Raw genomic sequence first — 15959 nt, 5'->3', positions numbered from 1 at the left:
ATACCACTCATTGTTATTCCTTATAAACTTTGGAATAGTGGTGGCAGGCAACAAAACGGCCTGCTTTAAACTCTTTTAATTCAGGCACTTCCGCACTGCAAAGTTCTGTAGCAAATGGACAACGCGTCCGAAACACACAACCGGAAGGCGGGTTAGCTGGAGAAGGGATTTCACCTTGTATGGAAACAACTGTCTTTTTCATTTTCAAGGGATCGGCTTGAGGTATCGATTTTATTAATGCTTCCGTATATGGATGTGCAGGACGTTTAAATAACTCTTCACTTGGAGCTATTTCCATCATTCTTCCTAAGTACATGACACCCACCCTGTCTGAGATATAGCGCATTACATTAAGGTCATGACCAATGAACAGATAGGTTAACCCTAACGATTGTTGTAACTCTTTTAAAAGATTAAGAATTTGTGCCTGCACCGATACATCTAGAGCTGATACTGCTTCGTCAGCTAAAATAAAGGCAGGGTTCACAGCGATTGCTCTGGCAATTCCAATTCTTTGACGTTGTCCCCTGAAAACTCGTGAGGATAGCGTTCAATCGAATCAGGCTTCAATCCCACTTTGATTAATAGCTCTTTTACTACTGCTTCAACCTCGTTTTGCTTCAAACCATTTTGATGTACTTTTAATGGTTCTGCAATTATTTTTCCGATCGTCCAACGTGGATTGATCGAGCCATATGGATCTTGAAAGATGATTTGCATATTTTTCCGTATCTTTCGCATTTCGGGACCAGTTAGATTTTGTAAGGATTGTCCCTTAAACAGAACATCCCCTGAAGTAATCTTTTCCAATTTAAGGATGGCACGACCTAATGTGGATTTTCCGCTCCCGGATTCACCAACTAAGCCAAAGCTTTCTCCTGCTTTAATTGAAAAAGAAATGTTATCAACCGCTTTAATTTGTTTTCCTCCATGGCCCAAAGGATAGTACTTACTCAATTCCTGAATTAAAAACAAATCATCTTTTTCAATGTGATTACTTGGTTTTTCATTCGTTTTTTCGACTTGATTTATGACAGATGATGATTGATTCAAAGTTGGAGGATTAAACCAATCTTTCTCCTTTACCAAGTATTTCGCATGCCAGCATGCACTATGGCGCCTATCTATATAGGATAATGGCGGATTTTCAGATTTACATTTTTCCGTTGCATAAGAACATCTCGGGTGAAATCGACATCCTTCAGGCATTTCGGTAAGACTTGGTATGGAACCTTCAATAGAGTTGAGCTTTGATAACCTTGAATGGTTCGCTTTTGGAATTGATTGAAGAAGCCCTTTTGTATAGGGATGGTATGGTTTTTCAAATAATTGATGAACAGTGGCTTCTTCGACAATTTCGCCTGCATACATCACTACAATTTTGTCTGCTAGTTGAGCAGCAACCCCTAAATCATGAGTAACGAGTAGAATCGACATATGGTACTCTTTTTTTAAACTGTTAAGCAGATCCATAATTTGTGTTTGTAATGTAACGTCTAAGGCAGTTGTGGGTTCATCTGCGATCAATAGCTCCAGGTTCGCACGATAAGGCCATGGCAATCATTGCTCTTTGGAGCATTCCCCCTGATAATTCATTTGGATATTGCTTCATCCGTATTTCCAGGTTCAGAAATTCCTACCCTTCGAAGTAATTGAATTCCTTTTTGCCATGCTTCCTTTTTTGTTACATTCAAGTGTTGAACCATCGTCTCGGTTAACTGATAACCGATTGTATAGACTGGATCAAATGCAGAGAGAGGATCTTGAAAAATCATTGATATTTTTCTTCCTCGTATTCTATTTAAACGTTTATTCGCAACCAAAACTAAATCCTCATCATTAAATACAATTTGCCCATTTGCTATGGTTCCATTTTCATATTCAATCAATCTCATAATCGCTTTGGATGTAATCGATTTTCCACTTCCCGATTCTCCAACCAAACAAATTGTTTCTCCTTTGTTTATTTCAAAAGAGAGATCGGAAATGGCAGTTAATATCCCGTTTTTCGTTTTGAAATCTACGGTTAAATCTTTGACTGATAAAGATTTCAAACTCCCCTCTCCTTTATGTCAGTTTTTTGGGATCAAAATAATCCCTAAGACTGTCGCCAATAATATTTACTGAGAGTACAAATATCGCAATCGCTAATCCAGGAAATGTAGCAATCCACCAGGCTGCAGCCAAATACCCTCTTCCTTGCGACAAAAATGCACCCAGTTCCGGAATCTCACTCACTACACCTAATCCCAAAAAGCTTAATCCTGCTCCTGTTAAAATGGCTACACCAAGACCATTCGAAGCCATAACAAGTAAAGGTGGATATGAATTTGGCAAGATATGCTTCAAAAAAATCATCATGTTAGAGGTACCAATTGATCTTGATGCTAAAACGTATGGTCGATTTTTTACACTTATGATTTGCCCTCGCATAACTCTGGCATATCCTGGTACAGATGCAAATGAAATCGCCAGCACAATATTAACAAAATTCGCACCAAGGGCTGCCGCCAGTGCCAGAGCTAACAACATTCCTGGTATCGTTTGCCAAATTTCAGTCAATCTCATAAAAATTGTATCTACAAGTCCGCCTACATACCCGGCAACGGCTCCTATTACACTCCCAACGAACACTCCAACAATTACAGCTGTGAAACCAATTAAGATTGAGGTTTGACTGCCATACACGACAACACTAAAAACGTCTCTTCCGAAATAATCGGTTCCAAACAAATGTTGTGGAGAGGGTCCTTGCAGGATTTGCGTCGAAAACATTTTAGTTGGAGGATATGAAGCAACAAACTCTGGCAAGACCGCGCAAATCGTTAAAAAAACAATCATAAGCAGTGCCAAAGAAGGAAACAAATATTGAAGTTTCAGAAACTTAAGTGTAACGATTCTTTGTTGCTGGATTTTGGTTATTTTTTGTTTTACAGGTACCGATACGACTTCTCTCACTCTAATACCCTCCTAATTTACCGCGCCTAATTCGTGGATCGATGAAAGTATACGAGATGTCTACCAGAATATTAATTACGACATAGATGATGGCCGAAAAAAAAACGACTCCCTGAACGACTGGTAAATCTTTCGCAAGAATAGCATCTGCCACTATTCTCCCTATGCCTTGTCTGGCAAATACCGTTTCAATGACCACTGCTCCTCCAAGAAAATCTCCAATTACGACACCAATCATTGTTACCGCAGGAATGAGCGCATTACGTAATGCATGGCGATAAATAACCACTACCTCGTTCATACCTTTTGAACGAAGTGTTAAAATATATGGTTCATTCAGTACTTCCAACAAACTATTTCGGACGATTCGAACAATAAATCCGGACCCTACTAACCCTAACGTGATGGCAGGTAAAACTAAGGTAGTAAAGCCTTCCGAACCCATCGCTGGAAACCAGCCTAAGTTTATCGAAAAGATTAATATGAGCAAAATACCTGACCAGAAAGTCGGCATGGATATTCCGAATAAACCAACAATCCTAGCAACATAATCAATCAAACTATTATGATGAATCGCTGCTAAAACTCCTAGTGAGATTCCTAAGATAATGGCAATGACGATACTTGCAATTGTTAGCATAATTGTAGCTGGTAGCTGTGCGAGAATTCTGTCCACTACAGGCTCATTATTCATGATGGATTGCCCAAAATCCCCTTGAAGCAAACCGGTTACATAATGAATAAATTGCACATGAAAGGGTAAATCTAAGCCCAATTCCTTTCTTAAACTTTTCGCTATTTCCTCATTACTTCCACTGTCAGCCAATAATATATCAACTGCATCACTCGGTAAAAAATAATTAATCGAAAATACTAAAAACAATGAACCGATTAATACAATAATCGCTGTCATACCTCTGTTCAGTAGTAACCTCAACATTCCTTACACCACACTTAACAGATTGATAATATGCCACTACAGCTTTTCGACCCTTTCAAATTTTCACCTTAAATACACTTAAAATCTGAAAGGGCTCGAAAAAACTATTCATAGAAAAACCGACTTTTTATATCCATTTATTAATATAAAAATAATCGGATTTAGGTTTTTATTGAGCACGGTTAAGGACATTCTCGAGATGTTCTAATCCGACTTTCGTTACTCCCTCGTAAACTTCATCCCTTCCAATTTCCACAACTGGAACATGTCTGACACCATATTTTAGCTCTAGAATATCGCGATACTCATCATGATTTGTGATATCCACTGTTTGATACGAAATCTTTTTTTCATCTAAAAAATCTTTTACCTCTGAACAATAGTGGCATCCTTTTTTTGACCAGACAATCACTGATAAACCTTTACTCATTTGCTTTTCCTCCTAAAATATAAGAAATCACGCTTCATATAGTCCGTCTAAAGTAGCTAACACCAATAGGATCTCGTTAACTGTTATTGTTTAATTGGCTCGATTGTATATCGATTTTTTGGGAATGGAAGTCCGAGATTACCACGTAAAGTATCTGCCTCATATTCCGTACGATAAATTCCCCGCTCCTGCAGAATCGGTACAACGTAATCAACAAAATCCTCTAATGCATTAGGAACGCTCGAAGCGAGGTTGAAGCCGTCTGCACCACCTTCTTCGAACCATTTCTGAATTAAATCTGCAACCTTTTCAGCTGTTCCAATAAAGGATGTTCGCGGTGTTGCTTCTCTTAAGGCCACCTGTCGAAGTGTTAGCCCTTGAGCGTTTGCTTCTTGTTTGATTCGGTCAGTGGTGCTTTGGAAACTGTTACGTCCAATGTCGTCGATTTCTGGGAATGGTGCATCCAAATCATATTGAGAGAAATCATGATGATCGAAATAGCGACCTAAATAGTCAAGCGCTTTATCAATGGATACAAGATTGGCGATTTCTTGATATTTACGTTCTGCATCTTCCTGTGTTGCACCAATGATCGGAGCGATACCTGGCAGAATAACAATCTCATCTGGGTTACGACCAAATGCTTTTGCTTGATTTTTTACGGCTTGATAGAATTTTTTCGCCTCTTCCAATGTCGGATGTCCGGTGAAAACGGCATCCGCTTCTTTGGCTGCTAAATTGATTCCTGCTTCCGATGAACCTGCTTGGAAAATGATTGGCTGACCTTGTTTAGATCGTCCAATATTAAGTGGACCTTGTACTGAGAAAAACTCCCCTTTATGGTTTAATGAATGCAATTTTGCAGGATCAAAAAACACCCCAGATTGTTTATCTCGAACAAATGCATCATCCTCCCAAGAATCCCATAGCCCCTTTACAACCTGAATATGCTCTGCAGCGATTCGATACCGTTTTGGATGATTTGGATGTTCAGCGACGGTTTTGTTAAAGTTTAATGCTGTGCTTTCAAGTGGTGTCGTGACAACATTCCATCCGGCTCGACCGCCGCTAATTTGATCAAGTGAAGCAAATTGCCGTGCAACCGTAAATGGCTCACTATACGATGTCGAAACTGTACCAATCAAACCAATTCGTGATGTGACAGCAGCAAGTGCTGACAGGATCGTCAATGGCTCAAAACGGTTTAAAAAATGTGGTATCGACTTTTCGTTAATATACAATCCATCTGCAATGAAAAGTAAATCAAATTTTCCCTGTTCAGCCTTTTGTGCTTGTTTTGTATAAAACTCCAAACTTACACTTGCATCAGTTTGTATGTCTGGATGTCGCCAGCCCGAAATGTTGCCACCGACTCCGTGAATAAGTGCCCCAAATTTTAATTTTCTTTGCTTTGACAATGAGATTGCCTCCTCTCTAAATACCCGCGGCAAAAAACGATCAAATCATTTTTATACAGGAACCTTAATGGGACTCAATAATTTAAAAGAACGAAATCTTTCTTCTTGCTTTTGAACCGGTGTATGCAAAATAAATTCATCCACATCGTATTTTTTGTGTAAATCTTCTAAGACTTCTTTTATTAAATCAGGAGTTCCAGCCACTATATGGGCAGCCTGTTCCTCAATTTCATACTGTTCTCCCGATTGATCACCAAATAATTCCGCTTGATCACGTGTTAATACCTTTACGGTCCGACCGCTTTGTAAATGAACTTTAACGATTTTGGTATAATCACTGGCAAGATGTTCCGCTTCTTGTTGTGTAGGTGCAGCCACAACGGCAAGACCGACGATAAAACGTCCTTCAGGAAAAATACGATGAAACTCTCTCGCAGAAGCCTCAAGCTCGTCAAGGTCACTATTAAAAAAGAGACCGTAAACATATGATGTCTGATGAATAGCGGCGAGATTTGCACTTGATGAACTAGCGCCCAAAAGGAAGGTTTGGGGCGTTTCTTGTGGTAACGGTGTAGCTTGAATCCCATAGAGCGGGTGAGAATCATCTACTGAATTTTCAATTAATTGCTTTAAAAAAGAAAAACGATTTTCAAAGTCTTTGCCATCGTTTACAGTACCGTATTGAAGGGCTTTTGTTGACAAAGGCAGACCACCTGGTGCTTTCCCAATGCCTAAATCCACTCGTCCAGGAGCAAGATTAGACAAAACATTGAAGTTTTCTGCCACCTTAAACGGACTGTAATGCTGGAGCAGAACCCCGCCTGAACCAATGCGAATCGATTTCGTTTGTGCGAGCAAGTAAGACACAAGTACTTCAGGTGATGCTCCAGCTAACTGATCCGTATGATGATGTTCTGAAACCCAGAAACGCGAATAGCCCCATTCCTCCGCATATTTTGCTAGCTTAACAGTTTGATGTAATGCCTCTGAGGCTGTTGTCTCTGGAAAAATTGGACTCTGATCTAAAATCCCTAGCACATAACTCAATTCACTTCCTCCTTTTTTATCCCAGCTTTGTCGATAATCAGATTTATTTTTCCCCCTTTAGCTTTTATTCCAATTTATCAGGTATATTTACTGTGTTTTCTTTGGTTGAGACTTATCCTATACTTAAACATTTCGATTATCAATACTTTCACTGATAGAAAGATTTTTTTCATAAATAAAGAATATTAATCTATTTGAACTGCAACAGAATTTTTGTGCTTTTCAAATTCTTCAACTGCTTGTCGAACATCATCCCAAAACAAAAATTGTTCCGAGTTCGTGTTAGTTTGCGTTAAATAGATTGATTGCTTTAACTGGATTAAATCAGAAACATCTACCTCAATCAATTTGCCCTGTTCTACCTCCTTTTTTATACATAAGCGGGGCAAAAATCCGATACCATTGCCACTGAGAATGAGTGATTTTGCCACTTCCAAGTGATCGACCTGAAATTCGATCCGGGGTTCTATTTTACTTACCTCAAAAATTTTGTGAACCCGATTCCAATCAAAGGCACCACATTCAAAAAACACTAATGGTTCCTTTGCTAATTCCTGTGGGGTTATTTCTGTTCTCCCTTCAAAGTGATGACCTGGAAAAATGACTAATTGCACTGAATTATCAAGTACCTCTTGTTTGATTAAACTATTGTGGTCAACTTCCTTAATAAAAGCAAAGTCAATTTGTTTTTGTAGTAATTTTTCTACTAATGCATCATTCGAGGCAGAAATCACTTTATATCGCAAATGTGGATGTGCTTTTTTCCATTGTGGAAGTGCATAAGGAATAAAGTATTGAGAAGTAACAATATTTGCCCCAATCGTTATTTCTTCATGAATCGAAGCCTTCTTTAACTGCTTTTTCCCTGATTCAAGCGTGGTAATGATTTGCTCCGCAAAAGGGAAAAACTCCTTCCCTTTTTCATTTAGGACTAAGCTCCTACCCTGTCGTTCAAATAATTCTGACTCAAGTTCACGCTCCAGTGTTTTTATTCGAGCAGTAACCGTTGGTTGAGACAAAAATAATGCGTCGGCAGCTTTATGGATACTGTTTAAATGCACAACATAAATGAACGCTTCAAGATTATCGATATTCATTTCTACTCCCCCTTTCTTCCAAGTAAAAACAAAAGACTCCTGAACGCATCTATTGCGTCCAGGAGCCTTTGGATGTCCAATCAGCCTGAAACAAACATTTTATCTAGATTTTTGACTCTAACGAAGATTTCTTTACGTTACATATTTATTATTTTCTATTCTAATACCAACAATTCCTACCTGTCAACTATCATATAATCAATCCCATCTTTTTTGCTTCAAACATCAGCTCTTCGCGAAACTGCGGGTGTGCCAGATTAATTAACGACTTTGTTCTTTCCGAGAGACTCTTTCCTTTAAGCTGAGTAATTCCATGTTCTGTGACTACATAATCGACATCATTTTTGGATGTGGTTACGATGGAACCTGGTGTTAACATTGGTTTAATTCTTGAAAGTGTTCCATCTTTTGCGGTGGAGTGCATACAAATAAAACCTTTTCCATTTTGAGCAAATTGAACTCCTGTGCCAAAATCCACTTGCCCACCTGTCGAGCTATAATATTTTCCTGCAACGGTTTCTGAAGCACATTGACCATAAAAATCAATTTCCGTTGTAGCATTGATTGAAATCATATTATCTTCTTTGGCGATATTTCGTGGATCGTTTACGTAACCAACGGAAAGCATTTCAATATGCTCATTTTGGTCCATAAAATCGTATAACTTTTTAGATCCAAAGGCGAAGGTTGCAATGACTTTTCCAATATGGGTTCGTTTCTTTGCTCCTGTAATGACGCCTGCTTTGAATAGTTCACCAATACCATCTGTTAGCATTTCAGTATGAATACCGATGTCATGATGTCCCTTTAATAGACTAACAACAGCATCTGGAATTCCACCAATCCCAACTTGGAGGGTTGACCCATGATCAATCCGTTCGGCAACCAGTTCAGCAATTTTGCGATCGGTATCTGAAATAACGGCAGGTTTGAGTTCAACCAACGGAGCATCATAACGAACATAGCCCAGAATTTGCGAAAGGTGAATATTGTTATCCCCCTTCGTTTTCGGCATATTTTCATTTACTTGGAGGATAAATGGTGCTTTTCCGATAAAGCTTGATGCATAATCAGCTTCAGTTCCTAGAGAAAAGTACCCATCCTGATCGATTGGGGTTGCTTGACATACTACGATAGGGTTCTTGGTTGTCTTTTCTAATAGTTTAGGCATTTGATGAAAATGATTTGGAATTAATTCACACGTTCCGTTCAGGAACGCTTTTCGAGCAAAACCATTCAAAAAATAGGAAGTATAACGGATATGTGGGTGTAGCCCATGCATGTAGTTTCGATCTTTTAATTCAAGCATTTGATGTATGTGTAAGGAAGAAAACCGTTGTGGATTCTCATCAATCGCGGACAAAATGAGATCAGGTTCTCCATTACCAAGGGGAATAATGAGATCACAATCAGATGGGATGAGTGAAAGTATTTCTTGGATATCTTTTTCTTTGTGTTCGTTCATATGTTTACTCCTTATCATCTCTTTTTATCAGGAAGGTTAATTTATTATGACTTATTTCCGATTAACTTTGCAATGATATTTTAACATGGACCTGTTGATTTCCGCTCCAGGTGCTTCGATCCAATCAACTTGTAGCACAAACAACAATGAGCTTTATCACAGCCAATAAAAAAAGTAAGCAACACATTGGCTGCTTACAGAAAATTTTTCAGAATTTCTTATTTGATCTCAACGAAAACATATATTCCGGCGTTGTTTGCTTCGGCATTTGCTTTTTCAATATTAACATATTGAGTCACAATCACTAGTTTTGCACGATCATTTTCCTTTGTAAAGGTGGCTTCATCAGCTGATAACATGCCCTTAATGTTAGAGTTATAATCGTAAAACTTATCATAAATTTCTTGTGTTTTAAAAGTAATCAACTCTTTATTATTTTCTCCGATCAATTTAAGCACAATTTGATCCTTCGTAAATTCTCGTTTTAGCGTGTATGTTCTTCCATCCTTTTCAAAATCACAAATCTTCTCTTGCCTATCCTTTTCAGTCATATAAAGCTCCATTTGAACAAAGGTATCATAGCCTTTAATACGAATCGGAGCATACTGTTCAAGATTAAGGTAAACTGGTTGATTGGATTGCACTGGCTCTTGATACTCATAAAAGCCAAACGTATCATAAAAATCTTGGTAAACCTCAAAATCCTTCGGCAACCATTTAATTTCCTTAGTATAATCCATATTCGTTAAGTAATAAATGCTATTCGTTACAAGCTTCTTATCTTTATCTGAGATATTTCCATTAGGCTTGATTTGATTATTCTCGAGCATATTATTTTCTTTTAGAACATTTTTTAACATATTAATTTGATTATTTCGGCTTATCGTAAACGCATCTACAGGTGGCACAACGGAAACAATCGCAAAAACTATTAATATGGCTGCAATAAGTCCGTTTTTTCGTACAGGTATAAAGCTAAGTAGAATTCCTGCGATTGCTGCAAAAATACCGAACAATATGACATAATAGCGGGTATGTGTCACACCTGTATCAGCCAGGCTTAATATGGATGAGGCGATCTGGAAGATTACAATGGGTACCAATACCTTTGGAAATATCTTTCGGAAATAAGCCGTAAACTTGTTTTCAATCTCACTAGCTAAAATATAGACCAATATAACGGTGATTGCATACGCTACCAGCATTGGTTCTAATAAGTTATCGGTCCAAAATTCCCCACCAATATTTTTAATAATATAAATCACTAGGATGATGGTAAATACAGCGATTAGCGGAATGATAATATATGAGATTAGAATTTCTAAAAACTTAGGATAGCCCGCCGCCTTTTCGATTGTTTCTTGGCGAGGACTCTTCGTTTCTTCCATCTTTGCTTCGTCTTTAGGACCTAAATAGACAGGAATAAGGGAAAGAAAATAAAGTGGTGCAAATAAGATAAATACAATATTTGCCGTCTGCGGAAAAGCGTCTTGATCAATTGGAAAAATCAATAGGTAAATAGCCTGTAGGATAATACTGACGCCGGCAAATATGATACCAGAGAAGAACAAGGAATTAAATAAGGATTTGAAGGCAATCATAAAGCTTTTATTAAAGCTAATTTTGCTTTTTATAACTGGAACCCATATAAAGGCAATGAGCAAAGCAAATAGGGCAACGGCAGTTCTGATTTCGATTTCCATGCTTAATTTAGGAGCTTGCCTTATAATCAGATAATAGCCACCTGTAAGTAAGCCAACCAAACCCATTATGACAAAACGAATTGAAAGCTTTGAATAGTACCTCTCATAAACCATCTGCAGCACAGCACTCAATAACGCACCAACTACAAATGTTAACAGAAGCTTTGAAATAATGTACTTGCCATTGCTAATATCATAAGCATTAACGATTGCTGCTCCCAGCAGAAAAAGAGTTGTTAACGGGAACCTGCCAACGGCTTCGGTCAATCCTGTTAGCCTACTTTTAAGCTTTTTAATCCATTTCATCTTCTTCAATCCTCCCAGTCCAACTAGGGACAATTCTTAGAAAAGGATGACGAAATGTACTTCGATTCCTTCTATCTTCATTATACATCTACGGTATTTATTTAAAAATCAAAACAAATTAGGAAGTTAGAGTAATAGCCCATTTTATTCAGGATTTGTGAAGTAAATTCAGAACAAGATAGGTATTTGGGAGAGTTGACTAAACAGGCTGGTCGAATTATTGGATTTCAGTGTTTCTGGATAAAGGGGAAGAAAATTCTCTTCCCCACAGCGATAAATGTTCATTCACAGAGTTTAGTTCCCTTTACGAAGAAACTCCCTATTAACTTAATAATTTCATTAATAGTGTTGCCAGGATGACGGTCGAAGCTCCACCAAGTCTGGTCGCCACTTGGGCGAACGGCATTAAGGACATCCGATTCGAAGCTGATAATATGGCAACGTCGCCTGTACCGCCTAATCCACTGTGGCATCCAGTAACAATTGCTGCATCAACGGGATGCATATTCATGAATTTTCCGACAATGTAACCTGTACCTACCATCGCTACTACAACCGCAGTACAAACCACAATATAACTAGGCGTCACGATTTTCACTACATCTTCAAGCGGAATGTAGAGAATCCCTAAACCAACCATGAGCGGCCATGTTAGACTTGATGAAATGAATTTGTACATGTGAAAGGCACCCTGTTCCATTTTGGCTGGCATGATTTTCAAACTTTTGACCAAAGTAGCTGCAATGATCATTAGGACTGGACCAGGAATTCCAAGAAGCTCATGGGCAAGTCCACCGAAAATGAAAAAGCTACAGGCAATTAGTAAGCCTGCTCCCATTAACGAGAAATCTACATTCTTGTTGATGTTCGTGTCTTCCTTAATCCCGTCTCCACCTTTTGTTTTAACTAAAACACCATTCCCAGGTAAGCTCCGGCTTTCTTTCGCCTAGTTTCATCAAGACACCAGCGCAAATGATTGCGACAATATTTCCAATCACCGCTGCAGGAATCATTTGCGATACAAAGGATTCTGCAGATTGTCCTAAAATTTGAGAATAAGTCAATGATAACGGAAGAATTCCTTCACCAACTCCCCCTCCAATGATTGGAACGACGATATAAAAGAAAGTATGCTTCATGTCATATCCAAACAGCGAGCCTACCAATACTCCTGCTACAACCGAAGCAATCGTTCCAAGGATAAGCGGGACGAACATTCTTGTAAATCCTTGAATTAAGACGGTTCGATTCATCCCAAGAATACTTCCTGCTACTAAACACGAAATATATAGATAAAGAAAATTTGATGTTTTCATTAACGTCGTAACAGCTTCCATTGAAGCAGGATTTAACAAGTTAAAAAATACTAAAACAGAAGGGACTAAAAGCGCAAGGATAGCCGGGCCCCCTATATCTTTTAAAATCGGAATCTTCATGCCAAGGTCTCCTAGTAACATTCCCATTACCATGATGACCGCAAATCCACCAATCATGTCCGGTGGAAGCTGGTTATAGACTGATGCACCATAGACAATCGCTGCTATTACAAGATAAAGAGGTAACGGGATGACCCCTACCTTCAATTGCTTAAATTTAGTTAAAAATCCAGATTTTTTTTCTTTTTCATTCATGAACGGAAGCGTTTCCAACTGCTTGGCTGTTTCCATGTTTCATAACCTCCAATCTACTTGTAGCTAATGTTAGTGGTTTTCCTGAAACATGAATAGTTTCTGTAAGTTTTGTAAGTGTTTTTGTAATTAAAAAAAGCAAGCAACCGTTTGGCTGCCTACTTTAACTATGGTCGGACATAAAATAGGGCAAAAAGCAAGAAAGAATCGCTTGCTTTATGTTGTCAACAACACTGGATTTTTAGGATATTTTTAAACCAGACAAGTCCAGATTAGTCTAGCAAATAGTAGCTAGGTTATTGAACGGACATAGCGGTCCTTATTTTGATAAAAATAACTATTTGCTAGACTTAAGCGGACACAGGATACCCTATTTATATAAAAATCATTGAATCGTGGCGAATATTTATCAAATAGAGTATCTGTTGTCCACTTAGCCCAGCAAAACAATCATTTTAATGAATATAAGAGAATAGATGTCCGCTACCTCAAGTATTGCTGGAAGAGACATTACTATCCAATTCTTCCTTCGTAAAATGAATCATTGCGCCAACAACGGGCATATGAATCCATGCTTCGATTACTGGGATACCTGTTGCTTTGAAGACGGCTTCTGCATAAGTTTGAAGCTGCGGAAGGTAGCTTGTTCCACGTGATAACCAGTCCGCTTCTTTACCAGGGAACGATTTATGGTCAACAATTACCCACCCTTGAGATGTTTGCAGGAGTAAATCGATCCAGCCAGAAGCCTTCTGCAGTCCTTTTCGCAAATGGATTGGATACTCGAAGTATTGAGAAATTAATTCTGAATAGTGCTGTGTGATAAACTGCTCCAATCGATCAGAAGCTTCGAGCATGGACTCACCTGATAGAGCACTTATTCCGAAACGATCTCGAATGGACTGAGCCATTGCCAAACGAACATCCCTTGTCTTAGTTTGATCATCAGCCGCTAAGAAAGCATGGACCATTTCACCAAGCACGGCCATGTCCGGATTCCCTGAGAGCGGTAAACGACTGCCGATTCGGTGGATTTTTGAAGCATCATTTGCCACTTCAGTCGATGGTGAAGGTCTTGTTTCATCTTCATGTTTAACAACTATCTTTTGTCCACTTGGACTAAATCGAGCTGGGACAAACGGGAGCCCCTCTACTGTTTGCCCGACATAAATAAGCTCTTCTGTTTCATCGTGTTCAATATCAGGTTCGGAACTCTCGTCAATTGATAACACTCTTGCCTTACATGGGAATGACTTGCCTTTTACGATGATTTTTCCATCCCGATTATCTGGTGAAAGATCATCTTGATTTTCATTGGCAACCCCGAGTGTTAGCACCTGATGACCCTCAGCATTTGTCAATTCATCAATCCAACCCACTTTTGAAAAATCCCGGGCCGTGAAAACAAGATAATCCCTGGCCCGAGTCATCCCAACATACATCAACCGCTGATTTTCATCGATAAGCTGCTGTTGTCTTTGCACTAGTTCAGGCGCATTTTCAACGAAAGCATCCAGAGCCACATTACTACTTTGACCCCCATATGGCCACGGCCAATAGTAGAGTTTTCTTCCGTTAAGCGGATCTTGAACATTAAACCCTTTTGTACTGACAGCTGTAACCCGATCAAATACGGGTGGCTTATTTCTTTTGGATGATTTCCCTAATGAATTTAAAATGACAAATGGCCATTCCAATCCTTTGGCCTTGTGGTAGGTGAGCACTCTGACTGCGTTCTCATCCGTTGATTCAGCGACGAGATTCAAGTCCTTGTCCTTTTCTACTTCGTTTAGGAATAAAAGAAATCCACCTATGGTAGCAGCTGTCCCATTCGTGGCAGCTGTATCCTCATACGTAGCTGCAATTTTTCGAAGAGAGTCCAGATTTGCTAAGCGCTGATCCTCCATGCCCCATTTTAATGAGACTTCATCGACTCTTGCCGTTACAAGGGCTAAGTCTAAAACTTCCGAAGGACTCATCTGAGCAATTTTCGACCGCGCCTCATCCAAATCCTGAATAAAAGGTTCAGAAATTAGCATTTCTCCCCGTTTTTCAGGATTAAGCCACTCCGTTAACCAGCGCCCTTCACCCCAAGTATCGGAAGAAAAATGGAACAATTCAACAAGAGCCAAGGTATCTTTTGGGTCAACTAAATAACGCATTGCTGCGACCGCAAAGACGACTTCAGGTGTTGCGAGCAGTCCACTTTCACCTACCGTCAGCCGGAATCCCAAGCTTGGAAAGTGCTTCTGCCACACCCACACATTCATCATTGGCTCGGCACAATATTGCGATATCCCCTGCTCTTAGTGAGCGAGGCCCACGGGTTATTTTATCAACGATAATATATTGGTCTTTTTGGCTGAGAACTTTTTGAACACCTAATGCAATATGGGCTGCATCCGTATCTTTATTTTTCGAATTTAAGTAGGACCACGTTTCCAATGCTGGGGCTTGCTCCAGGTAAGTCTTTACGTTTTGGATCTAAGGAAACTCGGTCTCTTGCCATGCCTCGAGCTTCAAAAACTGGTACAAATAGATCATTGACGAATTCAACAAGGGATTGACGTGAACGGTACGATGCAGCCAATACTTCCACATCCAAATCTGGGATGCTCGTCATCGCTGTTTGCATCAGCTCAGGGTCAGTCCCTCTAAAACCATAGATAGCCTGCTTGACATCTCCGACCCATGTTGCTCGTTGGGCTAACTCTCGAAGCTGCATATTTAAGGCGATTTGTAGTGGGCTTGAGTCCTGGAATTCATCGACGAACACATCGGAGATTCGGTCTTTTAAGGCTTCTACATTTTGCTCATCCTTCAGTAAATGAAGGGCTAAAGATTCTTGGTCGGTAAAATCGATCAAGCCACGTTTGCTTTTTTCAAGCTGATAGGTTTCCATTGCTTCTGCCGCACAATGAAACAAAGCATACATTGCATCCTTCAAGTCTTGGTGTAGCCCGGGAT

12 protein-coding genes and 3 pseudogenes are annotated in these 15959 nt (G+C 39.3%); all 15 read right to left on the bottom strand.

Translation table 11 applies throughout. The features are described 5' to 3' along the window. Positions 1–13 precede the first annotated feature (13 nt). Positions 14–990 (bottom strand): annotated as a pseudogene (locus RGF10_RS23820) (ABC transporter ATP-binding protein). Positions 991–1161: 171 nt separating this feature from the next. After that, positions 1162–1371: pseudogene (locus RGF10_RS23815) on the bottom strand (oligopeptide/dipeptide ABC transporter ATP-binding protein); the annotation flags it as partial. Positions 1372–1592: 221 nt separating this feature from the next. Then, complete coding sequence (locus RGF10_RS11075) at positions 1593–2054, bottom strand: ATP-binding cassette domain-containing protein (protein WP_318509060.1); 462 nt, start codon at positions 2052–2054, stop codon at positions 1593–1595. Positions 2055–2067: 13 nt separating this feature from the next. Beyond that, positions 2068–2958, bottom strand: coding sequence for an ABC transporter permease (locus RGF10_RS11070; RefSeq protein ID WP_318509059.1), 891 nt, complete (start codon positions 2956–2958; stop codon positions 2068–2070). A gap of 1 nt (position 2959) precedes the next feature. Next, the gene (locus RGF10_RS11065; protein ID WP_318509058.1) at positions 2960–3898 is read right to left on the bottom strand and encodes an ABC transporter permease; all 939 of its coding nucleotides are present in this window, start codon (positions 3896–3898) and stop codon (positions 2960–2962) included. A gap of 169 nt (positions 3899–4067) precedes the next feature. Continuing rightward, on the bottom strand, positions 4068–4328 hold the full coding sequence (locus tag RGF10_RS11060; protein ID WP_318509057.1) for a glutaredoxin family protein: 261 nt from the start codon (positions 4326–4328) through the stop codon (positions 4068–4070). A gap of 83 nt (positions 4329–4411) precedes the next feature. Beyond that, entirely contained in the window at positions 4412–5746 is a 1335-nt protein-coding gene (locus RGF10_RS11055) for an LLM class flavin-dependent oxidoreductase (RefSeq protein WP_318509056.1), read from the bottom strand. 51 nt (positions 5747–5797) lie between these two features. Then, on the bottom strand, positions 5798–6793 hold the full coding sequence (locus tag RGF10_RS11050) for an MsnO8 family LLM class oxidoreductase (protein ID WP_318509055.1): 996 nt from the start codon (positions 6791–6793) through the stop codon (positions 5798–5800). A gap of 185 nt (positions 6794–6978) precedes the next feature. Continuing rightward, on the bottom strand, positions 6979–7890 hold the full coding sequence (locus RGF10_RS11045) for a LysR family transcriptional regulator (RefSeq protein WP_318509054.1): 912 nt from the start codon (positions 7888–7890) through the stop codon (positions 6979–6981). Between the two features lie 190 nt (positions 7891–8080). Further along, positions 8081–9355, bottom strand: coding sequence for an acetyl-CoA hydrolase/transferase family protein (locus tag RGF10_RS11040; RefSeq protein ID WP_318509053.1), 1275 nt, complete (start codon positions 9353–9355; stop codon positions 8081–8083). A 218-nt stretch (positions 9356–9573) separates the two neighbouring features. Beyond that, complete coding sequence (locus RGF10_RS11035; RefSeq protein ID WP_318509052.1) at positions 9574–11364, bottom strand: DUF4153 domain-containing protein; 1791 nt, start codon at positions 11362–11364, stop codon at positions 9574–9576. A gap of 322 nt (positions 11365–11686) precedes the next feature. Further along, positions 11687–13031, bottom strand: a pseudogene (locus RGF10_RS11030) (2-hydroxycarboxylate transporter family protein). Positions 13032–13480: 449 nt separating this feature from the next. Beyond that, positions 13481–15226 carry a 3'-5' exonuclease gene (locus RGF10_RS11025; RefSeq protein ID WP_318509051.1) on the bottom strand — a complete coding sequence of 582 codons (1746 nt, stop codon included), beginning with the start codon at positions 15224–15226 and terminating at the stop codon, positions 13481–13483. After that, complete coding sequence (locus RGF10_RS11020) at positions 15201–15437, bottom strand: hypothetical protein (RefSeq protein ID WP_318509050.1); 237 nt, start codon at positions 15435–15437, stop codon at positions 15201–15203. Before RGF10_RS11020 ends, RGF10_RS11025 begins: the two co-directional genes overlap by 26 nt. Then, positions 15403–15927 carry a UvrD-helicase domain-containing protein gene (locus RGF10_RS11015; protein WP_318509049.1) on the bottom strand — a complete coding sequence of 175 codons (525 nt, stop codon included), beginning with the start codon at positions 15925–15927 and terminating at the stop codon, positions 15403–15405. Before RGF10_RS11015 ends, RGF10_RS11020 begins: the two co-directional genes overlap by 35 nt. Between the last annotated feature and the right edge of the window lie 32 nt (positions 15928–15959).

Origin of the sequence: Bacillus sp. T3 (assembly GCF_033449965.1) — a bacterium.
Taxonomy (GTDB): domain Bacteria; phylum Bacillota; class Bacilli; order Bacillales; family Cytobacillaceae; genus Bacillus_BU.
This window is presented reverse-complemented; position numbering and strand designations above follow the sequence as displayed.